Below are 23,846 nucleotides of genomic sequence, written 5' to 3'. Positions count from 1 at the left end.
GTCCGTGAGGTACGCCCAGGGGGAGGTCCCGGTGTCGGAGAAGAGCACGGTGGCCGAGGACGCCACCCTGTACGACCGGTTGCACGCCCAGATCGTGGACGGTCAGCTGGCCCCCGGGTCGGTACTGGTGGAGGGCACCCTCGCCCGTGAGTACGGCGTCAGCCGCACCCCGGTCCGGGAGGCGCTGAGCCGGCTCGGTCACGAGGGGCTCATCGAACGGCACGAGCGGGGCATGCGCGTCCGGGTGCTCCGGCCCGAGGACGTGCTGGAGATCTACGAGGTCCGGATCGCGCTCGAGGCAGCCGCCGCGCACGCTGCGGCCCTGCGTCGGACCGACCTGGACCTGGCCCGGCTGCGTCGGTCGGTCGGGGAGATGCAGGCCCTGGACGACGAGGACACCGACGGTCGACCCCGGCTGGCGCACGCCTTCCACTTCGGCATCTGGGCCGCCAGCCACAACCAGACGCTGCTGGAGACCCTGGAGGGGGTCCACCGGCGCGTGCTGGGCCTGGCCTCGACCACGCTGCACTACCCGGAGCGGTGGCGGGTGTTCCTGGCCGAGTCCGTGGAGCTGGTCGAGGCGGTCGAGGCCCGGGACGCCGACCGCGCCCGCGAGGCCTCGCAGCGCCAGATGACCAACGCCCGGGACTTCCGGGTGCAGCTCTACAGCTCGAGCACCGCCCTCGACGACGGCGGTCTGCCCTTCCTCTGAGCCGGCACGGTGGGGTGCGCCCCGCCGGGTCGCGTCGTAGCTCGTCAATGTGTTTGTCAGCCAACAACAAGGAGCCACCGATGTCTTCTCCCCGTCCCCTCGAGGTCTACAGCTACCTCACCCCGACCGAGCACGGCCCCACGTTGGCCGACGTCCAGCGCAGCGTCGACGAGGTGGCCGGGCTGGACCGGGTGCTGATCGGCTACCACAGCTTCGGTCCCGACGGCATCGTCCTGGGCTCCACCGCCCTGACCCACTCCGACCAGCTCAACGTGCTCATCGCGCACCGCCCGGGCGTCGTGCAGCCGACGGTGGCGGCACGTGAGCTGGCCACCATGAGCCTGGTGTCCGGCGGCCGGGTGGACGTGCACGTGATCAACGGCGGGGCGCCCGGGGACCAGTACCGAGAGGGCGACTACCTCGGCCACGACGACCGCTACCGCCGGGCCGACGAGTACGTCGACCTGCTGCGCCGCACCTGGACGGCCACCGAGCCCTGGTCGCACGAGGGCGAGTTCTACAAGGTCGAGGACGTCCGCCCCAACGAGATGCACGACCCGCAGATCCGGGTGCACATGGGCGGGGCGAGTGACGCGGCGCTGACCTTCGGTGCCGCGCGCGCGGACGTCTACATGCTGTGGGGCGAGCCGCTGGCCGAGGTCGGTCAGCGCATCCGGGCGATCGAGGAGAAGGCCGCGAGCTTCGGGCGCCCCCGCCCCCGGATCAGCCTGAGCCTGCGGCTCTACGTCGCCGACACCGACGAGCAGGCCTGGGCGACCGCCAAGGCCGACCCGGCCTACCAGAAGTACCTCGCCAAGGGCGCCGGTGTCACCGACCGGGACCACGCCCAGGACGCCGGCCGCAACCGCCAGCTCGCGGTCGCCCGCGCGGGGGAGGAGCACGACGACTGCCTCTGGATGGGCATCGTCGCCGCGCTGCACGGGCTCGGGAACGCCGCTGCGCTGGTCGGCACGGAGGACAGGGTCATGAAGACCCTGGCCGCCTACCGGGAGCTCGGGGTGGACACCTTCCTCGTCGCCGGGGACGGCGGGAACTGGCGTCCCGAGCTCGCGCCCACCGTCGAGCGCATGCGTCGCGAGCTCTGAACGCGCCGTGAGCCTGGTCGAGGTCGACGACCTGTCCGAGGGCGTCGCCCGGTTGACGCTGACGCGGGGGGCCAAGCGCAACGCGGTGAACTCCGAGCTGGCCGCGGACCTCCGGAGCGCCGTCGAGGCGATGGTCTCCTCCGGCGTCCGCTCCGCAGTGCTCGCCGCCGAGGGCCCGGCCTTCTGTGCCGGTGCCGACCTGAAGGAGCTGGAGACCAGCGGGCGCGCCGTGGACGACGTGGTGGACGTGCTCTTGAGCTCTCCAGTCCACTGGGCCGCCGTGGTCCGGCGGCCGGCCTTCGGGGCCGGTCTGGCCATCCTCGCCGCGTGCCCGCTGGTGATCGCCTCGGAGGGGGCGACGTTCGGTCTGCCGGAGCTGCGGGCGGGGTTCTTCCCGTCGGCTCTGATGGCCGGCCAGACGGCGCTGGTCGGGGCCCGGGCCGCCTACGACCTCGCCTTCAGCGCCGAGCCGGTGGACGCGGCCCGGGCCCGGGAGATCGGACTGGTCACCGAGCTGTGTGCCGACGCCGAGGCCGACGCCCGCGCAGTGGAGCGGGCGGAGAAGGTCGCGGCCCGTCCGGCCGAGGCGGTCCGTGAGGGCGTCGCGCAGTGGCAGGCGCTGCTGCGTCCGCAGCTGCTGGGGTGATCAGGTGAGTGGCCGGTCGTCGGGCCAGAACGGGCAGCAGGAGCGGTCGGACATGTCCACCCGCCGGCTCCTGCAGGCCGCGGTGGACCTGATCGCCGAGCGCGGGTACGAGCGCTCGACGCTGGTGGCCATCGGCGAGCGGGCCGGGTACAGCCGTGGCCTGGTGACCGGCCGGTTCGGATCGAAGGAGAACCTGCTCTGGCACCTGCTGGAGCGGCACTTCATCCAGTGGAGCGAGGACCGGCTGGACCCCGAGCTGGACCAGCTCGACGTCCCCGCCGCGCTCACGCTGGTGCTGGAGCGGACCCGGCAGAACGTGCACACGGTGCCCACCCACATGCGGGCGCTCTACTCGATCCTGTTCGAGTCGTTGGTGCTGGTGCCGGAGATCCGTGAGCGGGTCGCCGACATGCACCGCCAGCACCGGGCCACGATCGAGCGGCTGCTGCGGCGGGGGATCGCGGAGGGGTCGGTCGCGGCGTCGGTGGACACCGGGGCCCTGGCGGGCGTCTGGGTGGGTGCCTTCCGCGGCATCGCCTTCCAGTGGCTGCTCGACCCCGAGCACTTCGACCTGGACGGGGCGCTGACGAGCATGGCGCAGGTGGTGACCGGCGCCCTGTCAGGCCCCACCCCGGATCACTGACCCCCGGGGGGAGCGACGGCGCGGCCGGCCAGCCGCACGTGGTGGGCGACGACGGCGTGGTGGTCGGCGTCGCCGGCCCACAGGTGGGCGGCGTTGCACATCGCCAGCAACGACCGGGCGGTGAGCGAGGGGTCCAGGTCGGGCGCGACGCAACCGGCGGACTGCCCGCGGAGCAGGAGGTCGACGAGCAGGCCCTCGTAGTCCCGCCGGAGGGCGAGGATCTCGGACCGCAGCGCCGGTTGCCGTTCCAGGGTGGCGAAGCGCTGCGCGTACAGCGCGGACAGGGCGGCGTTGTCCAGCACGTGCCCGACGTGGGCGCCGACGAAGGCCGCGATCCCCGCCGCCGGGTCCGGCACCCTCCCGAGGGCGGCGGTCGTGTGCGCGCGCAGCTGCTCGTGGTTGCGCCGGAGCACCCAGAACAGCAGGTCCTCACGGCTGTCCATGTACTGGTAGAGGCTGCCCTTGCGCATGCCCACGGCCTCGCCGACGTCCTGCACCGAGGTGGCGTCGTACCCCCGCTCGGCGAAGAGCCGGGCGGCGGCGTCGGTGATCTCGGCGATCCGGACCTCGCTGCGGTCCTCCCCGGCGCGCGGGCGGCCCCGCGGGCGGGGGGCGACCACCCTCAGACCGCCGGGGCCGGCGGCCCGGTGTACTCGACGTCCTCGCTGGAGACGTGCCGCCACTTGTTGCCCTGCTCCAGCTCCTCCACCACGTGTGCGGTGAGCCCCAGGCTCCGGGCCGACATCACCACCCCGCGCACCGCCGTCCACGGGAAGCCCAGGTCCAGCAGGATGCCGGCGATCGCACCGGTGACGTTGGGCTGCCGCAGGGACTCCCGGCCGGTGGTGTCGGCCAGCACCGCGCCCAAGGTCGCCAGGGCGGTGCAGTACATGGCGGCGACGCCGTGCTCGGTCGCGATGCGCAGCAGCTGGCGGGCCCGGGGGTCGCCGTCGGTGTGTTGGGGGTGGCCGAAGCCGGGGACCTGCTCGCGGCGGCTCTTCCGTTCCCGGACGAGGGTCGAGCAGGCCTCGCCGAGGGCGGCCTCGTCGTCGGTGGCCAACGACGTCAGCAGCTGGGCGACCTCCTCGCCGGAGCCGCCGTGCCAGTCGGCGATGCTCAGCAGCGCCCCGGAGATGCTGGCCTGCACCGGGGTGCCGCAGGAGGCCAGGGTCCGGGCGACGATCGAGGACGGCGAGATCCCGTGGTCGGCCAGGCTGACCAGGATCGCCTCGAGCGTGGCGCGCTCGGGGTCGCTGGGCAGCGAGCCGCGGATGAGCAGGAACGCCATGTCGCTGTACGTCACCGACCCGACCAGCTCGCTGAGCCGGTGGCCGCGGACCACCACGTCGTCCACCTGCACCTCGGCGATGGCCGTCTTCCACGTCATGTCCGACACGAGGGGTCCTCCAGCTCGACAAGAAATACGAACAGCGTTTGGATACAACCACGACGAGCCCCCGACGACGTGGAGACCCGACCCCGTGCGCAGCCCCCGTGACTTCTTCCAGCCCCTGGCCGTCGGCGCCCCCGCGCCGCTGCGGACCATCCCCCCGGTCGCCTCCCGGATGCTCCACTTCTTCGACCCCTCGAACGAGAAGATGGTCGCCAAGCTGCCCGGCCTCGCCCCGCGGGTCGACGTGCTCCTGGGCAACCTCGAGGACGCCGTCCAGGCCTCCCGCAAGGAGGCGGCCCGCGAGGGCCTGGTGCAGTTCGCCCGCACCGCCGACCTCGGGACGACGGCCCTGTGGTCGCGGGTCAACGCCCTGAACTCACCCTGGTTCCTCGACGACGTCACCCGGCTGGTGACCGAGGTGGGCGACCGGATCGACGTGCTGATGATCCCCAAGGTGGAGGGGCCCGAGGACATCCAGTTCGTCGACCGGCTGGTCGCCCAGCTGGAGGCCAAGGCGGGCCTGACGCGCCCGGTGCTGGTGCACGCCATCCTGGAGACGGCGCGCGGCGTCGCCAACGTCGAGGAGATCTGCATCGCGAGCCCCCGGCTGCAGGGCGTCTCGCTGGGCCCGGCCGACCTGGCCGCCGACCGGCAGATGAAGACCACGGCGGTCGGTGGGGGACACCCCGGTTACCTGGTGCGCACCGACGCAGTCGACGGCGACGTGCACGGCCGCCGGGCGACCGCGCAGCAGGACCTGTGGCACTACACGATCGCCCGGATGGTCGACGCGTGCCGGATGGCCGGCATCCACCCCTACTACGGGCCCTTCGGCGACATCGCCGACGTGGTGGCCTGCGAGGACCAGTTCCGCAACGCCTACGTGATGGGCTGCATCGGTGCCTGGAGCCTGCACCCGGTCCAGATCGAGGTCGCTCGCACCGTCTTCACCCCCGACGCCGACCAGGTCGCCTGGGCCCGCCGGGTCGTGGAGACCCTGGCCGACGGGACCGGTGCGTCGATGGTCGACGGGAAGATGCAGGACGACGCGTCCTACAAGCAGTGCCAGGCCATCCTGGCCTTCGCCGACCTGGTGGCGGAACGGGACGCGGCGAGCGCGTGACACCGCCCCCCGGGGGCACGTGCTCAGGCCCCCCCGAGAGTCCTGACCAGAGAACCGAGCTGAGGAGCACCGTGTCCGACGTCCTGGTCCAGTACGCCGTCGACCACCGTGGGGTCGCTCGGATGGTGCTCGACGACCCCGCCACCCGCAACGCACTGACCGACGCCCTGCTCGACCAGCTGCTGGCCCGGCTCGAGCAGGCCCGGCGCGACGAGGCCGTCCGGGTGGTCGTGCTGGCGTCGACCGGGACCCGGGTCTTCTCCAGCGGGGGAGACCTCAAGACGTTCTCCGGCACCCGCACGCCGATCGACAAGTACACCGGGCTGGACCGCTTCCCCCGACTGTTCCGGCTGCTCCGCGACCTGGGCAAGCCGGTGGTCTGCGCCGCGGACGGCGACCTGCTGGCCGGCGCCTTCGGTCTCGCGCTGGCCTGCGACCTGCTGGTGGCCAGGGCCGGCGTCCGGATGGGCTGCCCGGAGATCGACGTCGGGGTCTTCCCGTTCATGATCTCGGCGCTGATCTACCGCAGCGTGCCGCGGGCCAAGGCCAACGAGCTGATGATGACCGGTCGGCTGATGACCGCCGAGGAGGCCCGCGACCTGCACGTGGTGAACGCGGTCTGGACCGCGGAGGACTTCGACGCCGAGCTGGACGCCTGGGTCGGTCACATCGCGTCCCGATCGCCGCTGCTGATGCGGCTGGGCAAGGAGGCGCTGGCGGCCACCCAGGACCTCCCGTTGGACGGCGCGCTGGCGCTCCTGCAGGGTCAGCTGGCCCTGGCACTGACGACCGAGGACGTCGTCGAGGGGGTCACCGCCCTCCGGGAGAAGCGCCCACCGGAGTGGCGCGGCCGCTGACCGGTCGGTCACGGGCAGGGGACGAGCAGGTCAGGGGACGTCGATCTCGGTCCGGTCCTCCACCTCGAGCACGGCCTCGGCATAGGCGTGCACGTGCCGGTTCATCCGGCGGACGGCGGCCTCGGGGTCGCGGTCCCGGATGGCCTGGGTGATCGTGCGGTGCGCGTGCACGGTGTGTCCGCGCACCTCGGCGTCGATGAAGCCCTTGTTGTCGGTGGAGGCGTAGATCGCCCGGGACAGCGCGAGCATGAAGCCGGTCAGCAGCTCGTTGTGGCTGGCCTGCGCGACCGCGACGTGCCAGTCGACGTTGGCCTGCAGGAAGTCCTCCAGCGACCCGGTGTCGACCGAGATCGCGGCGTTGGCCGCCTCGAGGCGGTCCAAGTCCTCCTCGGTGCGGTACTTGGCGGCGAGCTGCGCGCAGACCGGCTCGATGCCCTCGCGGGTCTCCAGCAGGGCGACCATCCGGATGTGCCGGCCGCGGATCAGCAGGTCCACGGTGTTGGCCACCGACTCCTGGCCGGGGCGCCGCACGAAGGCACCACCGCTCCGGCCGGTCTTGATCCGCACCAGCCCCTGCACCTCGAGGATGCGGAGCGCCTCCCGGACCGTGGTGCGGCTCATGTGCGTCTGGGTGACCAGCTCGCGCTCGGGCGGGAGGGCGGTGCCCTCCGGGTACTCCGAGCGCAGGATGCGCTCCCGCAGGTCGTCGGCCAGCACGTCCGAGGCCTTGGGCACCTGGATCGGCATCAGCCGGATGGGGGTCCGGGCCGCGGGCCCCGGGTCCGTCGTCGGCTCCGGCATGGGACCCGCCTCTCCGCCAATGGTCAGACCGAGAGCATACGAGCCGTCGCCGCCCATCTCCCCGCCCACCGACCGGATCGAGGGAGGCAACAGGCCGTCCCGCTGTCCGTCGGCTTGCAGCTTGCCTGTCTATTCGGTCTGACCAATGTTAACTTGCGGTGGTTCGACCGTCGATCGCAGGAGGCGCACCGTGGACTTCGACCTCACCGAGGACCAGACGACGATCCGGAAGGCCGTGGCCGAGCTGGCCGCACAGTTCGACGACACGTACTGGATGGAGAAGGACCAGGCGCACGAGTTCCCCACCGAGTTCTACGAGGCCTTCGCCTCCGGTGGCTGGCTGGGCATGACGACGCCCGAGGCCTACGGCGGGCACGGCCTGGGGATCACCGAGGCCACCCTGCTGCTGGAGGGCGTCTCCGCGTCCGGTGGTGGCATGAACGCCGCCAGCGCTATCCACATGTCGATCTTCGGCATGCACCCCGTGATCGTGCACGGGTCGGAGGAGATGAAGCAGGAGAACCTGCCGCGCATCGTCAACGGCGACCTGCACGTCTGCTTCGGCGTCACCGAGCCGGGGGCCGGCCTGGACACCACGAAGATCACCACCTTTGCCAAGCGCGACGGTTCGGACTACGTGGTCAACGGGCGCAAGGTCTGGATCTCCAAGGCGATGGAGTCCGAGAAGATCCTGCTGCTCACCCGTACGGCGAAGTTCGAGGACTCCCCGCGGAAGACCGACGGGCTCACCCTGTTCTTCACCGACCTGGACCGCGCGCACGTCGACGTCCGGCCGATCAAGAAGATCGGCCGCAACGCCGTCAGCTCCAACGAGCTCTTCATCGACGACCTGCGGATCCCCGAGGAGCACCGCATCGGCGAGGAGGGCAAGGGCTTCTCCTACATCCTCGACGGGCTGAACCCCGAGCGGATGCTGGTCGCTGCCGAGGCCCTGGGGCTCGGCCGGGTCGCCCTGGACCGGGCGGTCCGCTACGGCAACGAGCGCGAGGTGTTCGGCCGCCCGATCGGGATGAACCAGGGGATCCAGTTCCCGCTGGCGGACTCCTTGGCCCGCCTGGACGCAGCCGAGCTGGTGCTGCGCAAGGCCTCCTGGCTCTACGACCATGGCCTGCCGTGCGCCCGGGAGGCCAACACCGCCAAGTACCTGTGCGCCGACGCCGGCTTCGAGGCCGCCGACCGCGCGGTGCAGACCCACGGCGGGATGGGCTACTCCGAGGAGTACCACGTGGGCCGCTACTTCCGGGAGGCCCGGCTGCTCAAGATCGCCCCGCTGAGCCAGGAGATGGTGCTCAACTTCCTGGGCTCGCACGTGCTCGGCCTGCCCCGGAGCTACTGATGTCCCCGCTCGCGGGGCTCGTCCCGGCCCTCCGGGTCGACGGTTGATCGACTTCGCCCGGCTGCTCCGACCCGGGGACGGCGTCTGGTGGGGCCAAGGCCCGGCTGAGCCCGAACCGCTGGTCGATGCGCTGCTGGACCAGATGGACGGGATCGGGCCGCTGCGCGCCTTCATCGGGCTGACCTGGAACCCGCGGCTGGCCGACCCGCCGCCCGAGCTCACCGTGCTGTCCTACGGCGGGCTCGGGGAGCTGCGCCGGCTGGCCGTCGCGGGCCGGCTCGAGGTCGTGCCCTGCCACTACTCCGCGCTGCCCCGGCTCTTCGCCCGCGGCGCGCTGCCGCACGACCTCGGGCTGCTGCAGGTCTCCCCGCCGGATGTCGACGGCACAGTGTCGTTGGGCATCGGGGTCGAGTACGTCGCCGACGCGATCCCGCACACCCGCACTCTTGTCGCCGAGGTCAACGCGCAGATGCCGGCCACCGCAGGCACTGCCCGGCTGCCGCTGAGCGCCTTCGCCGCCGTCGTGTACACCGACCGACCACTGCGCGAGGCGCCGGTCCGGGCCCCCGACGACGTCGAACGGCAGATCGCCGCGCACGTCGCCGAACTGGTCGATGACGGCGACACCCTGCAGCTGGGCGTCGGCTCGCTCCCGGGCGCCGTGTTCGAGGCGCTGGCCGGGCATCGCGACCTCGGCGTGCACAGCGGGATGATCACTGACGGCGTGCTGGACTTGGTCGAGCGCGGCGTGGTCACCGGCGCCCGCAAGGAGATCGACCCCGGCCTCGTGGTCACCGGCGCTGCGCTCGGGTCCTCCTCGCTCTACCGAGGGCTGGCCGACCACCCGGTGCGCTTCCGGGCCGCCAGCTACACCCACGATCCGGCTGTGCTGTCGCGGCTGCGCTCCCTGGTCGCGGTCAACTCCGCGATCGAGGTCGACCTGCTCGGCCAGGTCGGTGCCGAGGTCCGTCGCGGCGTGCACGTCGGGGCTGTAGGCGGGCAGGTCGATTTCAGCCGGGCCGCCAGCCTCACCGGCGCCCGCTCGGTGATCGCGCTGCGCTCCACGTCCGGCGGCGCTTCCACCATCCGCGCGCAACTCGGCTCCCCGGTGGTCAGCACCGGCCGCGTGGACGTCGACGCGGTGGTCACCGAGCACGGCACCGCCCACCTGACCGGCGCCACCGAGACGCAGCGGGCCCGGCGGCTGGTCGCCGTCGCAGCCCCGGAGCACCGCGACGAGCTGACCCGCAGCCTGGTCTCGCGACGCCGCGACCCCGCGGGCTGAGCCGACGCGGGGTCCACGGGTGGCCTGGGGTCAGCCCATGGCGCGGCCGGGTGCCGGGCGCGTGGCCGCGGCCAGCACGGAGGGGGGCACGTGGACGGTGCGCGAGCGCAGGAACTCGCCCAGCCCCTTGGCCTGCGGGTCGGGTCGGGTGGTCGCCGCGACACCGTCGTCGAGCAGGTCGTGGACGACGAAGTTCAGCGCCCGGAGCCGGGGCAGCGGGTACCGGTCGACGGTCAGGTCGGCGGCCTCGGGCAGCAGCTCGCGCAGCAGGCCGGTGGTCAGGTGAGCCGACAACCAGTCGTGGATGACGTCGGACCAGGTCCAGACCCCGATGTTGGCGTTGCCGCCCTTGTCCCCGGAGCGGGCCCCGACGAGCGCACCGAGCGGGGTCTCGACCAGGTCCCCGTCGACGGCGGGGGAGGGCGGGTCCACGGGCGGGGTGCTGCTCAGCGGGGCGGTGCTGGCCGGCTCTGGCGGTGTGGTCGGACCCTCGTCGTCGACATACACCGACACCGGCACCCGCGTGCGGTCGACCACGGTGGGGACGTAGACGCCGAAGGCCCGGGCGGAGCGGCCGGCGTTCTCCAGGTACGTGCCGGGGTAGCTGGCCAGGGCCAGCCGGTTCGCGGCGTCGAACACCGGACGGCCGACGACGGCGGGGTCGGCGTCCTTGCAGGTGATCACGAGCTGGGAGACGGCGTCGGCGTTGGTGACGGCGTCCTCGGGCCGGCCGTGCACGACGCGGGAGTCGATCACCGCCGGGCGGGTGGGGCCGCCATCGAAGTGTGCCAGGAAGCCGCGCAGCGCCAGGTCGGCCTTGGCCTCGACGTCCAGACCGGTGAGGCCGAAGGCCACCGTGTTGCGGTGGCCGCCCTCCTGGTTGACGCAGACCTTCAGAGTCGGCGGCGGGGGCGACCCGACGACGCCGGTGATCGCGACCCGGTCCGGGCCCTGCTGAGAGACCTCGGCGGTGTCGAAGTGGGTGACCACGTCGGGGTTGGCGTAGGCGGGGGAGGCGATCTCGTAGAGCAGTTGGGCGGTGACGGTCTCCACGGTCACCGCGCCGCCAGTGCCCGGGTGCTTGGTGATGACGCTGGAGCCGTCGGGGGCGATCTCGGCGATCGGGAAGCCGGGGTGCAGCAGGTCGGGGACCTCCTGGAAGAAGGAGAAGTTGCCCCCGGTGGCCTGGGTGCCGCACTCCAGCACGTGCCCGGCGACGACCGCGCCGGCGAGCCGGTCCCAGTCGTCGGTGGCCCAGTCGAAAGCCCAGGCCGCCGGGCCGACCACCAGGGCGGCGTCGGTGACCCGGCCGGTGACGACGACGTCGGCGCCCCGGCGCAGCGCCTCGGCGATGCCCCAGCCGCCCAGGTAGGCGTTCGCGGTGACGGCGGGCGCCCCGGTCTCGGCGAGCGGGCGGCCGTCCTCCAGGTGCGGGAACGTCTCGCCGGCCGCGGTCAGCTCGGGCAGCCGGGTCAGCAGGTCGTCGCCCTCGACCCAGCCGATCCGCGCGCCGATGCCCACCCGGGCTGCGAGCTCGGTCAGCTTCTCGGCCAGCCCGCGCGGGTCCAGCCCGCCGGCGTTGACCACGACCTTGGTGCCGCGGTCCAGGCACAGCCCGAGGGTGTCCTCCATCTGGGCCAGGAAGGTCGGTGCGTACCCGACCCCGCCCGGACGGCGACCGGTCTTCCACAGGATCAGCATCGTCAGCTCGGCCAGGTAGTCCCCGGTCAGCACGTCCAGCGGGCCGCCCTCGAGCATCTCCCGCAGCGCCTGCGGGCGGTCGCCGAAGTAGCCCGAGCAGTTGCCGACCCGGAGCACCGACCGGGGGGCCTGCGGGGTGGCGGTGGGGTGCGTCATCGGCTGGTCCTCCGGATCGCGCGGGGGTCGGCGACCCGCCGGGACCCACCGCTGGTGCAGATGGGCCGGAGTCTGGCACGCTTCGTCTGTCATTCGAAAGGTCAGGCCGTTCTGCGAGGTGGGGGACCGTGACAGTCACCGGTGTGTACGTGCACGACTGCCCCGTCGGCGACGGCCGAGACGTGCTGCGGGGGGCCACGGGATGAGCGCACCCGCGCTGGACGGGATCGTCGTGCTCGACCTCGGTCAGGTGTATGCCGGTCCGTACTGCACGCACCTGCTGCGTTCCCTCGGGGCGACGGTGCTGAAGATCGAGCCGCCCGGCGGGGAATCGTTGCGCTGGCGCGGCGACGGCGCCTCCTCCGGCGCTGCGTTCCTGCTGCTCAACGCCGGCAAGCAGGGCGTGCGGCTGGACCTCAAGACCCCCCGCGGGCACGAGCTGTTCCTCGACCTGGTCGACCGCGCCGACGTCGTGGTCGAGAACTTCGCCCCCGGCGTGCTCGACCGGCTCGGGTTGGGCTGGGACGTGCTGCACGCCCGTCGTCCCGAGCTGGTGCTGGCCTCCGGTCGCGCCTACGGCCGGCACCCCGCGGCCGAGGGGCTGCGCGGCATGGACATCACCGTGCAGGCGGTGTCCGGGGTGCTGTCCTCCACCGGCTTCCCGGAGGGCCCGCCGGTCAAGGCCGGTGCCGCCGTCGTCGACTTCGCGGCCGGCAGCCACCTCGCCGCCGCGGTGCTCGCCGCGCTGTTCCAGCGCACCCGGACCGGCCGCGGCCAGCACGTCGAGGTCGCCATGCAGGACGCCGTGCTGCCCAGCCTGGCCTCGAACATCGCCGGCCTGCTGGAGGCCGACGGCGAGTTCCCCGAGCGCACCGGCAACCGGCACGGCGGCCTGTCGGTGTGCCCGTACAACGTCTACCCGGTGGCCGACGGCTGGCTGGCGGTGCTCTGCCTGCGGCCGGTGCACTGGTCGGCGCTGTGCGCGCTGATGGGCCGCGACGACCTCGCCGCCGACCCCGTGCTGGCCACCCCGGCCGGGCGGGTCGCTCGGATGGACGACGTCGACGCCGCGGTGGCCGCCTGGACCGCTGGCCTGGACGCCGACACCGCCCTGGGGCTCCTGCAGCAGGCCAGCATCCCGGCGGCCCCGGTGCGCACGTTGCGCCAGGTGCTCACCGACCCGGTGCTCCGCGACCGCGGGATGCTCGCCGAGACCGGTGAGGGCGACCGCCGGTCGACGGTCTTCGGCAGCCCGCTGCAGCTCTCGGACTCACCCGTGACCCTGCCCGGACCCGCCCCCGAGCTCGGTGAGGACACCGACGCCGTGCTGCGCGACCTGCTGCACCTGGCCGAGGACGACATCGCCCGGCTGCACCACGACGGCGTCGTCTGACCGCCGTCCCCACCGACCGACCCCTGGGAGACACCGTGCGACGCACCGTCCTGCCGGCCGGGTGCCGCGCCCCGTGTTCGACCGACTCGGGGAGCTGGGGTTCCTGGGCCTTGCCGTCCCCGAGGCCCGCGGCGGTAGGGGCACCGAGGACTTCCGATTCAACGCGGTGCTCAACGAGGAGTCCTCCCGGCGCGGGCTGAATGCGTTCTCGTTGAGCTTCACCATGCAGAACGACGTCGCACTGCCCTACCTGCTGGACCTGTGCACCGAGGAGCAGCGGGCGCGGTGGCTGCCCGGGGTGGCCTCGGGCGCACTCGTGCTGGGGATCGCGATGAGCGAGCCGCGGGCCGGCTCGGACCTGGCCGGGGTGGGCACCCGGGCGACCCGCGACGGCGACGTCTACCGGGTGTCGGGGTCCAAGACGTTCATCACCAACGGCCTGAACGCCGACCTGGTCATCACCGTCGTCCGCACCGGGACCGCCGGCACGCACGGCGACCTCAGCCTGCTGGTCGTGGAGAACGGGGCCGAGGGATACACCCGGGGCCGCACGCTGCACAAGATGGGCATGAAGGCCCAGGACACCTGCGAGCTCTTCTTCGACGACGCAGTCGTGCCGGTGGCGAACCGGCTGGGGGAGGAGGGCCAGGGCTTCCGGTACCTGACCCGCAACCTGGCGCAGGAGCGGCTGTCGATCGCGATCGGCAACGTGGCCAGCGCCCGTGGCGTGGTCGACCGGACGCTGGCCTACGTCACCCAGCGGGAGGCGTTCGGGCAGGCCGTCGGGACCTTCCAGAACAGCCGATTCTCCCTGGCCGACTGCGCCACCGAGGTCGAGGTCACCCAGGCCTTCGTCGACGGGTGCCTGGCTGCGCACGTGCGCAGCGAGCTGTGGCCGCAGGACGCGGCCATGGTCAAGCTGTGGGCCTCGGAGTCGCTGGGGCGGGTGGTCGACGCCTGCCTGCAGCTGCACGGGGGCTACGGCTACGTGCACGACTTCCCGATCGCCCGGGACTACGCCGACGCCCGGATCGCGCGGATCTACGGCGGGACCAGCGAGATCATGCGGGAGATCATCGGCCGGGGCCTCGGGCTCGGCGAGAAGCGCAGCTGAGGTCATTCGTGCCGCACGAGGCGCACCTGCGGTGTGGACACCGGCTGGACTACGAGGCCGGCTGGCTGGTCCCCGAAGCGGGGACCTCGTGCCGTGTCGGCGGGACGGACACTGCACCGTCGAAACCACCGCCAGCAGCGGCGGGGACCCCGCGTGGCGCCCCCGCGGTCGCCGGTCGCCGTCGCGGGAGGCCGTGCACCACGACCTGCAGGTGGCTCTCCGATAGACCCGTCCACCACCGTGCACGCACTGCGCAGACGCCGGTTCACCCTGCGGGTGCTCGTGGCTGCCGAGGCCGACGGGCTGCTCACGCTGGACCTGGAGAGCGGGCGGGTGTCGGCTCGTTCGTGATCGGGGAACGTCATCGGGTGTGGCCGCGGCGGCCGCTACCGGCCCCGGCGGATGGTTACGTTCTCCCCGTGGCCAGGGCGCTGGAAGTCGACGTCACGGAGTGGACGACCCTCCAGCTCGAAGCACGGGGGAGCGGTGCCAACCGGTGGTTGGAGGACGGCGGTGGGGCCAGCTGGCTCTACAAGGCGACTCGGATCCCCACAAGATCCTCTGAACCCCAGGGAGAGGACTGGGCCGAGAAGGTCGCCCAAGGCCTGGCCGAACTGATCGGGCTGCCGTGCGCCGACGTCGAGCTCGCGTTCCGGAACACGGGCGAGGGTCGAGAGCCTGGAGTCATCTGCAGGGACCTGGCCGGACCGGGCCTCGACCTCCAGAACGGGGCCATCCTGCTCCAGGACGTCCCCGGGTACCGGTATCGCGAGGTGCACGAAGGCCGTCTGCGGCCACCGCGCAACCACGTCGGTCACTCCGTGTCCACCGTGGTCCGGAAGCTGCGGTCCCTCGATGTGATGCCGCCGGCCGGATGGGACGTCCCCGGCGTGACGGCAGTCGGCCTCTTCGCGGGCTACCTCGTCTTCGACGCGTGGATCTCGAACCTGGACCGCCACGAGGAGAACTGGGCGCTGCTGGTCCGTGCGGACGGGAGCGTGTCCCTGGCGCCGTCCTACGACCACGGCGCATCTCTGGGCTCAGCGCTGACGGAGGCACGACGCCAGGAGATCTTGGCTGAACCCGTACGCCTCGTCCGCTTCGCCGACAAGGCGTACGGCAGGAAGTTCCAGGACGGCCACAAGACCCCTCTGACGGCCTTCGCCACAGCGGCGTTGGACGAGGCAGGAGAAGAGGCCCGCCGTCACTGGTCGGGTCGCCTGGCGCGTGTCTCGACTGCCGATGTGGACGATGTGCTGTCCGGCGTTCCGCGAATGTCAGACCCTGCTCGTACCTTCTGTAGGCAACTGCTCCACCTCAACAGGGAAAGGGTGCTCGATGTCTGTCGATGACCTCACTGCTCAGTTGCACCCAGTCCAGACGGGCCGCCGACGGCTGCTGGTCACCGAGAAGGACGTCGACGGCTTCTACCGACCGGTCGGCTTCCTCGCGGCATCTGCCCGGGCGGACAGCGTCGAGTACTCGTTCGACTACCTGCGGACTGCAGTGGGGCGCGAGGGGTTCCGCCCTTTCCTGGGATTCGCCGACGTGTCCCGTTCGTACCGCTCCGAGGGGCTCTTCCCGTTGTTCGCCGAACGGATCATGGACCCTCGCCGTCCGGAGCACCCCCTCTTCTTGGCGGCGCTCGATCTCAGCGGTGCTCCCTCACCCCTCGAGGTCCTGGCCCGATCGGGTGGTCAGCGCGCGGGTGACGGCATCATGCTGCTGCCCGAGCCGGAGGTCGATGCGGACGGCGCGTCCCGCTGCTTCTTCCTGGTGCACGGGATCCGGTACGTCGACGGGGCTGAGTCCGTCCTGGGCATGCTGCGCCCAGGTGACCGGCTGACTCTCGTCCCAGAACCATCGAACCCCGCCAACCCGCGAGCCCTCGTCGTCGTCGAGTCGAGCGGACAACGGCTGGGCTGGGTGCCCGATGTCCTCCTCGACCACGCGCACTCCGTCGCGGACCCGACCATCACCGTCGTCCGGGTCAACGGTCCCGAGGTCGGTGTCCGCCTCCGCCTGCTCGTGCGTCTCGACGGTCACGTGGCGGGCGGTCTGGCCCCGTTCTCGGGCGCAGGGTGGGAGACGGTCGTCTGAGGCCCGAGGGGGATCCCGCCAGATCCCCGTCGAGGGTGGCTTGAGACCGGTGGCTCGAGCCCCCAGAAGTACAGCAACCAGTACAGCAACGCGGTCTGGACGAGCCCGCACAGCGACAGACGTCCTCGCACGCGGGACTCGCTTGACCTGCGGAAACGGGACGTGTGCGGACGACGACGGACCCCCCGCTGCTGGCTGGGGGTCATGGGGTCGCAGCTCCACATCCTGTCTGCCCGACAGAGGAGCAGAGGCGGGTCGTCCCGCTGGGGCGGCCCGCCTCGTGCGTCGGTCCAGCCGTCGGTGACAGATGCCGTCGGGCACTCGGGCCGCGCGGGGAGGCAGCCTGCGTCGCCCCTGTGGGGGTGGGTCACCGGGTGCGTCCTGGGCTGCACGGCTGCAGCGGAGGCCCGGGCGTGGGCCCGGGCCGCGTGGTCGACCCGCAGGTGGTGGCCGTGTGCGGTGACCCCGTGCACGCCGCACGCGACGTCGATGTGCGGTGGACGGTCCGGGGGCCTCAGTCGGCCGTGGGGGTGGCGCGGTCGAGCTGGTCGCGGATCGCGGGCAGCATGAACTCCACCGCCGCGGCCGTGACCTCCTCGACCCGCTGCTCGGGCAGCCGGCCATGCGCCACGAGCGAGCTGATCCCCTCGAGGGTGGCTGCCAGCAGGTAGGGCAGGGGCCCGAGCTCTCGGGGGTCCGGCTCTCCCAGCATGTGCGCGCCCAGGGCGAAGAACCGGGCAGCGGCTCGGGCTGCGTCACCGCCGGACGCCTCGGGACGAAGGTCCCGGGAGAACATCAACTCCATCAGCGCCCCGTTCGCCACGGCGAAGCCGACGTGGGTGTGGGCGTAGACGGTCAGCCGCGACGGGAGATCGCCGGCCAGGTCTGCGGCGACCAGCGCATCGACGAGCTCGTCGAAGCCCTGTGCGGCCAGCGCGTCCAACAGCGACTCGCGGTCGGGGAAGTGGCGCAGTGGCGCGCCGTGGCTGACCCCGGTCCGCCGGGCCAGTTCGCGCAGCGTCACCGCCGCCAGACCCTGCTCCGCCAGCACCTGGCGGCCCTGCTCGAGCAGGGCCTGTCGCAGTGACCCGTGGTGGTAGGGCGTGGGCACGCACCCACCGTAACGGCGGATGTAGCTGTTGACAACAATGTATGCGGCGTCCACATTGACGGACATGACCCCTCCCCTGCACCCCTCCGCCGTCTCCGGCACGACCGTCGTCCTCACCGGTGCCACCAGCGGCATCGGGCGGGCCACCGCCGTCGCCCTCGCAGCGACCGGCGCACACCTCGTGCTGGGTGTCCGGGACACCGACAAGGGCGCCGCTCTGGCCGCCGAACTGCCCGGCGCGCACGAGGTCCGGGCACTGGACCTCGCCGACCTGGCGTCGGTGCGGCGCTTCGCAGAGCGGACCATCGGGCCGGTCGACGTCCTGGTCAACAACGCGGGGGTGTCGTCCTCCACGTTGCAGAGCACCCGTGACGGGTTCGAGCTGCAGTTCGGGACCAACCACCTCGGGCACTTCCTGCTGACGACGTTGCTCCTGCCGCATATCACGGGCCGGGTGGTCACGGTGGCCTCCCAGGCCGAGCGCGCGAGCCGGCTGGACCTGGCGGACCTGAACTGGCACCGTCGGGAGTTCCGTGGGCAGCGCGCCTATGCCGACTCGAAGCTGGCCAACGTGCTGTTCACCGCCGAGCTGGACCGGCGGCTGCGTGCCGCGGGCTCGCCGGTGCGGGCGATGGCCGCCCATCCCGGGCTCGTCGTCACCGCGATCTACGACGACCCCCAGCGCACCCGCCGTGGCCTGTGGGACCGCCTGCTCCCCGTCCTCGGCCAGCAGCCTGACCAGGGAGCACTGCCCGTGTTGCTCGCCATCACCGGAGCCCTGCCCTCCGGTGCGTTCACCGGACCCCGCCACCTCGCGCACATGCGCGGGGGTGCCCAGGTCATCGGGCGCTCGGCGCGGGCGAAGGACCCCGAGCTGGCGCACGGGCTGTGGGTGGCCTCCGAGCAGCTGACCCAGCTCGACGACGCATCGGCATCGATCTCGGCGCGGTCGTGAACGGCGTCGGGCGCACCGCCGCACGGCGACCCACGTCCGCGGCGCCGGTGCCGCGAGGTGAGGTCGTCCGACGGCATGACCCGTCCGCGGTGGTGCCGCGGCAGGGTCCGGCGATCAGGAGGTGCGCGTGATCAGCACTGTGCTCGTCGAGCACCCGTGGCTCGAGCCGACGGCGTTCCTCGTCCTGCTCGTCGTCGCGCCGGCGGCCGCCTCCTTCTGCGAGGTGGCCTGGGACGTACCCACGTTGTTCCACGGCGACCTCGCCAACGTCATCCTCTTCCTGGCCCCGGTCGCGCTCCTCACCACCGTGTGGCGGCAACCCGTCCTGGTCGCCGGCGCTGCCATCGCTGCATCGGCTGGTGTCGAGCTGCTCCAGGCCCTGGCTCCGTCCCTCGGGCGGTCCTGCTCCACCAGCGACTGGCTCGCCAACAGCATCGGTGCCGTCCTCGGCGCGGCCCTGGCTCGGGCCGGACTGCGCCTCGCCGGACGGACGTCCACGCCTGCGCCCCGGTTTTCGCACTGACCGGCGACCCCCGTGTGCGAGCCGCTGGACCGACGTCGGATCCGTCGCGCGAACCCGCAGGCCGAGACCGGGAGGGGTGACCGAGACCCGGTCCGAGGACCACGGGACGAGCCCGCACGTCGCGGGTCGTGGTTCGACAGGTGCCCCACCGGCCGGCCGACCGACCGGGTCGGGACGCCGCATCCGACTCCGGGTCACACGGTGCCGCAGTGCCCTCGGAGGGGGGCACCGCGGCAGCGTGCGCTCAGGCGTTGGCCAGCGTCACCGGGCTGACCACCCCACCACCGGAGGACGTGACCGCGACTGCGGCCGGTCGGGTGGTGACGGCGGCGGTGCGCAGCCGGAAACTCCAGGTGCCCGACGCCGCTCCTGCGGCCGGAGTGCCGACCACCGCCGTCCCCAGCACCGTGCCGCCCGGGCCCCCGGTGCGGATGGTGATCGTGGCACCGGGGACGGAACCGGTGCCCTCGATGCGCAGGTCACCGGTCTTCCAGCTCGCCCTGGTGACGGTGACGGTGTCCACTGCGGGCCGGGCCGGGGTCACCGACGTCGCCGGTGACGCCGGCCCTGTCCCGACCGCGTTGGTGGCCCGGACCGACACCGAGTAGGCGGTGCCGTTGGTCAGGCCGCTCAGCACCAACTGGGTGGCGTTGGGCCCGGCCGTCGCGGTCACCGCGGCGCCCGTAGCGGGTGCGGCAGTGACCGCGTACCCGGTGACCGGTGACGTGCCGGGGGAGGTGGGTGCGGTCCAGTTCACCGTCGCCCGCCCGTCACCGGCCACGACCGCACCGAGGGTGGGGGCCCCGGGCACGGACGGGGCGTCGAGGCGGTACGTCTCGTTCTTCACCAGGGAGCTGTTCCCGGCGGCGTCCACGGCGACGTAGCGCAGCACCACCGGTGCGCCGGCGACGGGGGAGACGGTGATCGGTCCGGTGTAGCGGGTCGCAGCGGGTCGGGTGGTGTCCGGTCCGTCCAGGGGGCTGCTGCCGTCGAGGGTGTAGTAGACGTCGGTCAGGCGTGACGAGCGCGGGTCCGGTGCGTCCGATCGTGCCGGGTCGTCGAGCAGGCCCAGGCGCTGTGCGTTGATGACGACCTCCAGCTGGGAGGTGGCATCGAGCTTCACGTGCAGGGACTTCACGTAACCCCGGCAGGTCTGCAGGCTGATCCCCAGGGCCCGCGCCACGGACTTCACCGGCAGGCCCCGGCCCAAGCAGCCGAGCACGTCCTTCTCCCGCTCGGTCAGGTGCGGCAGCTCCCGACGGCTGCGGTGGGGCGGGACCGCTGCTGCCGGTCGGCTGAACGTGGTGGGCGCCACCAGCATCTGCCCCACCCGGCAGCGGTCCAGCACGTCGAGCATCTCGGTGAGCGAGCCGTCCTTGGGGATGAACGCCGAGGCGCCGGCTCGTCCGGCCCGGACCACCCACTCGGGGTCGGTGTGCGCACTGACCACGGCGATCACGGTGTCCGGCGCGAGGTCGCGGATCCGGCGGGTCGCGGTCAGCCCGTCCTGGCGGGGCATCTGGATGTCCATCACGACCACGTGGGGGCGTACCCGGAGGACGTGCTCGACCGCTTCCTCGGCGCTGGAGGCGATGCCGACCGGGGTCATGCCGGCCTGCGCGAGCGCACCGGAGAGCAGCTCGGCGAAGCTGCGGTGGTCGTCCACCACGAGCACGGTGCGGGCCGGGGCGACGGGGAGTCCCAGGGAGGTGCTCACAGGCGTTGCCTTCATGGTCCTGGAGGGGCAGCAGGTTGCTGGACCCGAGGACAACGCAGAGGGCGAGTCCGGTCAAGGAGGTGGGCCGCGGGAGATCCGATCACGTCTCGATCCGTATGCGCATCGCGTCGTGTCGTGACTGTCAGGTGTCTCAGGTGCTGGGATCAGGGAGGAACTGGTCGGCTCGACCACGACGAGCCGGGCCCCAGAACGTGCCGCCGGCGGCGACCCGCCGCACGGCGTGAGGCAGCAACAAGGGGTCCTCGCCCTTCAGGACCAGCCCCGACACCCCCGCCTCCTCCGCCGACGCCCGTAGGTCGGCCGTCCAGCTGCCGGTGACGAGGAGGACGCGGGTGTCGCTTGCCGCGCGCACCTCGCGGGCCGCCTCCAGGCCGGACACCCGGAGCATCCGGAGGTCGAGCAGAGCCACGTGCGGCCGGTGTCGCAGGACGGCGTCGAGGACCTGGTCGCCGTCCTCGCACTGCGCGACCACGCTCAGGCCGGCGCTGTCCTCCAGCAGCTCCCCGATGCTCCGGCGGACCAGAGGGTGGTCGTCGGCGATGAGGACGTCGATCACGGCGGCCCTCCCTCGTCGTCGGTGCACCGATCCTGGCCCCAGGGCCCTGGTGGCGGCAGCCCACTGCGGGGTCCGTGGACACCCACAGGAAGGGGCGGCCACGCCGTTGCCGTGTCAGTCTGCAACGCCGAGGGCGGTGTGCGGTGAGAGAACCCGAGGACCTGGTCCCACGAGCTCCGGCCCGGGACGTGGACCGTGGCCGCGGGCCGGGTCGAGCGAGCTGAGCGGATCAGCCGTGCTCCGGGGCGGTTCTGTACTCCTCGTCGGTGACCGGGCTGAGCCAGTGGACGACGGCGTGGTCGGTGTCGGCCTCGTTGATCGCGAGGTGGGCCATCAGCCGGTTGGGGGCGGCGCCGTGCCAGTGCTCCTCGTCGGCCTCGAACAGCACGCGGTCCCCGGGGCGGATGACCTCGACGGGGCCACCGCGGCGCTGGCAGAGCCCGACTCCTTCGGTGACGAACACGGTCTGGGACAGCGGGTGGCGGTGCCAGTGGGTGCGGGCGCCGGGCATGAAGTGCACCAGGTTGGCGGTCAGGCGGGACGGCGCCGGAGCCGCGGCGACGGCGTCGATGTAGACGTCGCCGGTGAACCAGTCGGCCGGGCCCTGGGTGGTGTCGATGGAGCTGCGGGTGATCTGCACGTGTCTCGTACCTCCTGCTGGCGTGGGCGTGGTCGCTCGGTGGGTTGGTCAGCCGACCGTCTGTCCGCCGTCGACGACGAGCGCGGTGCCCACGGTGAAGCCGCCGGCGTCGGAGCTGAGCCAGAGCACCGCCGAGGCGATCTCCTCCGGGTGGCCGGGGCGGTTCAGCGGGGACTGTGCTGCGGCTGCTTCGTGACCGTCGTCGCCGGGGCCGAAGGCGCGGCCCATCATCGGGGTGTCGATGACGCCGGGGCACACGGCGTTGACGCGGATGCCGTCGCCGGCGACCTCCAGGGCGACGGACTTGGTCAGCCCGATGACGCCCCACTTGGCGGCGGCGTAGGCGGCCTGTCCGGCGATGCCGATGACGCCGGCGCCGGAGGAGGTGTTGACGATCGCCCCGCCACCGGCGGCGCGCAGCAGGGGCACCTGGTGCTTGATGCAGTGGTAGACCCCGGTGAGGTCGACGGCGACGATCCGGGCCCACTCCTCGCTGGTCAGGTCCTCGAGTGTGGTGCGGGACTGGTCGACGCCGGCGTTGTTGAAGGCGACGTCGAGCCGGCCGAAGGCGTCGATCGTGGCGGCCAGGGTGGTGCAAACCTGGGCCTCGTCGGTGACGTCGCAGGTCAGGGCGAGCGCCTGGCCGCCGGCCTCGGTGACGAGCCGGGCGGTCTCGGTCGCAGCCGAGGCGTCTCGGTCGACGACGGCGACCCGGGCCCCTTCGGCGGCGAAGGCCAGGGCGGTGGTGCGGCCGATGCCGCCGCCGGCGCCGGTGACGTAGGCGACCTTGCCGGTGAAGCGCTGCTGGGGCTGGGACACGGGTGTGCTCCTGTCGGTCGAGGGGGAGAGGTCAGGGACGGAGCAGGGCCTTGATCGCGCGGCGTTCGTCCATCGCGCGGTAGCCCTGGGCGGCGTCCTCGAGGGGGAGGGTGAGGTCGAAGACCCGGCCGGGGTCGATCTGCCGGGTCCAGATCAGGTCGATGAGCTGGGGCAGGAACCGGCGCACGGGGGCGGGTCCGCCGTGCAGGTGGACACCGGAGAAGAACAGCTGCTCCCCGGGCAGGGTGACGTCGTGGTTGACGCCCACGTAGCCGACGTGTCCGCCGGCCCGGGCCGAGCCGATGGCCTGCAACATGGACTCCTGGGTGCCCACGGCCTCGATGACCGAGTGCGCGCCCAGGCCGCCGGTGAGTGCCTTGACCGCGGCCACGCCGTCCTCGCCCCGCTCGGTGACGACGTCGGTGGCGCCGAACTCCCGGGCCAGGGCCTGGCGGTCGGCGTGCCGGCTGACGGCGATGACGCGTTCGGCGCCCAGCCGGCGGGCGGCGAGCACCCCGAGCAGCCCGACGGCGCCGTCCCCGACGACGGCGACGGTCTTGCCCGGCCCGGCGGCGGCGGCGACGGCGGCGAACCAGCCGGTGCCGAGGACGTCGGAGGCGGTGAGCAGGCTGGGGACGAGGTCGTCGTCGGGCATGCCGGGGGTGGCTACGAGGGTGCCGTCGGCCAGCGGGATGCGGGCGTAGTCGGCCTGGGCGCCGGTGGGGGCGCCGGGCTGACGCTGGACGCAGTGGGTCTGGTAGCCGGCGCGGCAGATCTCGCAGGTGTTGTCGGAGGCGAAGAAGGACCCGACGACGAACTGGCCCGGCCGCACGGTGGTTACCGCGCTGCCGACCTCCTCGACGACCCCGACGTACTCGTGGCCCATCGGGGTGGGCTGGTCGACGGACTCGATCCCGCGGTAGGGCCACAGGTCCGACCCGCAGACGCAGGCGGCGACCACGCGGATGACCGCGTCGGTGGGCTGCTCGAGGCCGGGCCGGGCACGGTCGTCGACCCGGACGTCGCCGGGGGCGTGCAGGACTGCTCCGCGCATGACGTGCTCCTGAGATGAGACGAGGCTGGCGGACTTCGATCCGCCCAGGAGCCATGGAAGACC

The 23,846-nt window shown here is 72.7% G+C and carries 24 protein-coding genes; 14 read left to right on the top strand and 10 right to left on the bottom strand.

Translation table 11 applies throughout. The annotated features are described in order from the left end of the window. Positions 1 to 4: 4 nt before the first annotated feature. From ASG36_RS20095 to ASG36_RS20080, 4 genes are all read left to right on the top strand, one after another. Complete coding sequence (locus ASG36_RS20095; protein ID WP_055768432.1) at positions 5 to 712, top strand: GntR family transcriptional regulator; 708 nt, start codon at positions 5 to 7, stop codon at positions 710 to 712. An 80-nt stretch (positions 713 to 792) separates the two neighbouring features. Beyond that, positions 793 to 1,818 (top strand): LLM class flavin-dependent oxidoreductase, encoded by a 1,026-nt coding sequence (locus tag ASG36_RS20090; protein ID WP_055768429.1) that lies wholly within the window; start codon positions 793 to 795, stop codon positions 1,816 to 1,818. 7 nt (positions 1,819 to 1,825) lie between these two features. Beyond that, positions 1,826 to 2,464 (top strand): enoyl-CoA hydratase/isomerase family protein, encoded by a 639-nt coding sequence (locus ASG36_RS20085; RefSeq protein WP_055768426.1) that lies wholly within the window; start codon positions 1,826 to 1,828, stop codon positions 2,462 to 2,464. Between the two features lie 52 nt (positions 2,465 to 2,516). Then, the gene (locus ASG36_RS20080) at positions 2,517 to 3,107 is read left to right on the top strand and encodes a TetR/AcrR family transcriptional regulator (RefSeq protein ID WP_055768423.1); all 591 of its coding nucleotides are present in this window, start codon (positions 2,517 to 2,519) and stop codon (positions 3,105 to 3,107) included. Here the strand turns inward: ASG36_RS20080 and ASG36_RS20075 are convergent. After that, positions 3,101 to 3,727, bottom strand: a complete 627-nt coding sequence (locus tag ASG36_RS20075) for a TetR/AcrR family transcriptional regulator (protein ID WP_055768421.1) — start codon at positions 3,725 to 3,727, stop codon at positions 3,101 to 3,103. The two genes, ASG36_RS20080 and ASG36_RS20075, sit on opposite strands and share 7 nt — an antisense overlap. Positions 3,728 to 3,729: 2 nt before the next feature. Further along, on the bottom strand, positions 3,730 to 4,494 hold the full coding sequence (locus ASG36_RS20070) for a citryl-CoA lyase (RefSeq protein WP_162245217.1): 765 nt from the start codon (positions 4,492 to 4,494) through the stop codon (positions 3,730 to 3,732). A gap of 94 nt (positions 4,495 to 4,588) precedes the next feature. Between ASG36_RS20070 and ASG36_RS20065 the strand changes: the two genes are divergently transcribed. After that, positions 4,589 to 5,623: a CoA ester lyase gene (locus ASG36_RS20065; protein ID WP_055768415.1), complete on the top strand. Its 1,035-nt coding sequence runs from the start codon at positions 4,589 to 4,591 to the stop codon at positions 5,621 to 5,623. 71 nt (positions 5,624 to 5,694) lie between these two features. Next, positions 5,695 to 6,480 (top strand): enoyl-CoA hydratase/isomerase family protein, encoded by a 786-nt coding sequence (locus ASG36_RS20060; protein ID WP_200944594.1) that lies wholly within the window; start codon positions 5,695 to 5,697, stop codon positions 6,478 to 6,480. 30 nt (positions 6,481 to 6,510) lie between these two features. Here the strand turns inward: ASG36_RS20060 and ASG36_RS20055 are convergent, their stop codons facing one another. Beyond that, the gene (locus ASG36_RS20055) at positions 6,511 to 7,227 is read right to left on the bottom strand and encodes a FadR/GntR family transcriptional regulator (RefSeq protein WP_200944593.1); all 717 of its coding nucleotides are present in this window, start codon (positions 7,225 to 7,227) and stop codon (positions 6,511 to 6,513) included. 244 nt (positions 7,228 to 7,471) lie between these two features. On the opposite strand from ASG36_RS20055, the gene ASG36_RS20050 reads away from it, so the two are divergent. Both ASG36_RS20050 and ASG36_RS20045 read left to right on the top strand, forming a co-directional pair. After that, entirely contained in the window at positions 7,472 to 8,638 is a 1,167-nt protein-coding gene (locus ASG36_RS20050) for an acyl-CoA dehydrogenase family protein (RefSeq protein WP_055768409.1), read from the top strand. Positions 8,639 to 8,681: 43 nt separating this feature from the next. After that, the gene (locus ASG36_RS20045; protein ID WP_055768408.1) at positions 8,682 to 9,923 is read left to right on the top strand and encodes an acetyl-CoA hydrolase/transferase family protein; all 1,242 of its coding nucleotides are present in this window, start codon (positions 8,682 to 8,684) and stop codon (positions 9,921 to 9,923) included. A gap of 30 nt (positions 9,924 to 9,953) precedes the next feature. Here ASG36_RS20045 and ASG36_RS20040 read toward each other — a convergent pair whose 3' ends face one another. After that, complete coding sequence (locus tag ASG36_RS20040) at positions 9,954 to 11,780, bottom strand: acyclic terpene utilization AtuA family protein (protein ID WP_055768405.1); 1,827 nt, start codon at positions 11,778 to 11,780, stop codon at positions 9,954 to 9,956. Between the two features lie 202 nt (positions 11,781 to 11,982). Between ASG36_RS20040 and ASG36_RS20035 the strand changes: the two genes are divergently transcribed. The 4 genes from ASG36_RS20035 to ASG36_RS20020 all read left to right on the top strand — a co-directional run bounded on the left by ASG36_RS20035 (position 11,983) and on the right by ASG36_RS20020 (position 16,387). Then, positions 11,983 to 13,173 carry a CaiB/BaiF CoA-transferase family protein gene (locus tag ASG36_RS20035; RefSeq protein ID WP_055768402.1) on the top strand — a complete coding sequence of 397 codons (1,191 nt, stop codon included), beginning with the start codon at positions 11,983 to 11,985 and terminating at the stop codon, positions 13,171 to 13,173. Continuing rightward, positions 13,088 to 14,287 carry an acyl-CoA dehydrogenase family protein gene (locus ASG36_RS20030; protein WP_082523358.1) on the top strand — a complete coding sequence of 400 codons (1,200 nt, stop codon included), beginning with the start codon at positions 13,088 to 13,090 and terminating at the stop codon, positions 14,285 to 14,287. Before ASG36_RS20035 ends, ASG36_RS20030 begins: the two co-directional genes overlap by 86 nt. 419 nt (positions 14,288 to 14,706) lie before the next feature. Then, positions 14,707 to 15,639, top strand: a complete 933-nt coding sequence (locus tag ASG36_RS20025) for a hypothetical protein (RefSeq protein WP_055768397.1) — start codon at positions 14,707 to 14,709, stop codon at positions 15,637 to 15,639. Then, positions 15,626 to 16,387 carry an HIRAN domain-containing protein gene (locus ASG36_RS20020; RefSeq protein WP_055768394.1) on the top strand — a complete coding sequence of 254 codons (762 nt, stop codon included), beginning with the start codon at positions 15,626 to 15,628 and terminating at the stop codon, positions 16,385 to 16,387. Before ASG36_RS20025 ends, ASG36_RS20020 begins: the two co-directional genes overlap by 14 nt. Before the next feature lie 514 nt (positions 16,388 to 16,901). Here the strand turns inward: ASG36_RS20020 and ASG36_RS20015 are convergent. Further along, a complete protein-coding gene (locus ASG36_RS20015) occupies positions 16,902 to 17,498 on the bottom strand; it encodes a TetR/AcrR family transcriptional regulator (RefSeq protein ID WP_162245216.1) in 597 nt (198 codons plus the stop codon). A 64-nt stretch (positions 17,499 to 17,562) separates the two neighbouring features. Between ASG36_RS20015 and ASG36_RS20010 the strand changes: the two genes are divergently transcribed. Further along, complete coding sequence (locus tag ASG36_RS20010) at positions 17,563 to 18,453, top strand: SDR family NAD(P)-dependent oxidoreductase (protein ID WP_055768388.1); 891 nt, start codon at positions 17,563 to 17,565, stop codon at positions 18,451 to 18,453. A 127-nt stretch (positions 18,454 to 18,580) separates the two neighbouring features. Continuing rightward, positions 18,581 to 18,976 (top strand): VanZ family protein, encoded by a 396-nt coding sequence (locus ASG36_RS20005; protein ID WP_055768385.1) that lies wholly within the window; start codon positions 18,581 to 18,583, stop codon positions 18,974 to 18,976. 244 nt (positions 18,977 to 19,220) lie between these two features. On the opposite strand, the gene ASG36_RS20000 is transcribed toward ASG36_RS20005, so the two are convergent. From ASG36_RS20000 to ASG36_RS19980, 5 genes are all read right to left on the bottom strand, one after another. Then, on the bottom strand, positions 19,221 to 20,693 hold the full coding sequence (locus ASG36_RS20000) for a response regulator (protein WP_055768384.1): 1,473 nt from the start codon (positions 20,691 to 20,693) through the stop codon (positions 19,221 to 19,223). A 151-nt stretch (positions 20,694 to 20,844) separates the two neighbouring features. Continuing rightward, a complete protein-coding gene (locus ASG36_RS19995; protein WP_055768381.1) occupies positions 20,845 to 21,270 on the bottom strand; it encodes a response regulator transcription factor in 426 nt (141 codons plus the stop codon). A 229-nt stretch (positions 21,271 to 21,499) separates the two neighbouring features. Further along, the gene (locus tag ASG36_RS19990) at positions 21,500 to 21,910 is read right to left on the bottom strand and encodes a cupin domain-containing protein (protein WP_055768378.1); all 411 of its coding nucleotides are present in this window, start codon (positions 21,908 to 21,910) and stop codon (positions 21,500 to 21,502) included. A 48-nt stretch (positions 21,911 to 21,958) separates the two neighbouring features. Beyond that, the gene (locus ASG36_RS19985) at positions 21,959 to 22,729 is read right to left on the bottom strand and encodes a glucose 1-dehydrogenase (protein ID WP_055768375.1); all 771 of its coding nucleotides are present in this window, start codon (positions 22,727 to 22,729) and stop codon (positions 21,959 to 21,961) included. A 31-nt stretch (positions 22,730 to 22,760) separates the two neighbouring features. Continuing rightward, positions 22,761 to 23,783, bottom strand: a complete 1,023-nt coding sequence (locus tag ASG36_RS19980) for a zinc-dependent alcohol dehydrogenase family protein (RefSeq protein ID WP_055768373.1) — start codon at positions 23,781 to 23,783, stop codon at positions 22,761 to 22,763. Positions 23,784 to 23,846: the final 63 nt, after the last annotated feature.

It is taken from the genome of Geodermatophilus sp. Leaf369, assembly GCF_001424455.1.
Taxonomy (GTDB): domain Bacteria; phylum Actinomycetota; class Actinomycetes; order Mycobacteriales; family Geodermatophilaceae; genus Klenkia.
Note: the sequence above shows the minus strand (reverse complement) of the source record. Positions and strands in the feature narration are given on the sequence as shown.

Coding starts and splice junctions, on each gene's coding strand:
- ASG36_RS20020 (WP_055768394.1), top strand. CDS start 15,626: ATGTCTGTCGATGACCTCACTGCTCAGTTGCACCCAGTCCAGACGGGC.
- ASG36_RS20070 (WP_162245217.1), bottom strand. CDS start 4,494: ATGACGTGGAAGACGGCCATCGCCGAGGTGCAGGTGGACGACGTGGTG.
- ASG36_RS20090 (WP_055768429.1), top strand. CDS start 793: ATGTCTTCTCCCCGTCCCCTCGAGGTCTACAGCTACCTCACCCCGACC.
- ASG36_RS20055 (WP_200944593.1), bottom strand. CDS start 7,227: ATGCCGATCCAGGTGCCCAAGGCCTCGGACGTGCTGGCCGACGACCTG.
- ASG36_RS19980 (WP_055768373.1), bottom strand. CDS start 23,783: ATGCGCGGAGCAGTCCTGCACGCCCCCGGCGACGTCCGGGTCGACGAC.
- ASG36_RS20040 (WP_055768405.1), bottom strand. CDS start 11,780: ATGACGCACCCCACCGCCACCCCGCAGGCCCCCCGGTCGGTGCTCCGG.
- ASG36_RS20010 (WP_055768388.1), top strand. CDS start 17,563: ATGACCCCTCCCCTGCACCCCTCCGCCGTCTCCGGCACGACCGTCGTC.
- ASG36_RS20080 (WP_055768423.1), top strand. CDS start 2,517: ATGTCCACCCGCCGGCTCCTGCAGGCCGCGGTGGACCTGATCGCCGAG.
- ASG36_RS20035 (WP_055768402.1), top strand. CDS start 11,983: ATGAGCGCACCCGCGCTGGACGGGATCGTCGTGCTCGACCTCGGTCAG.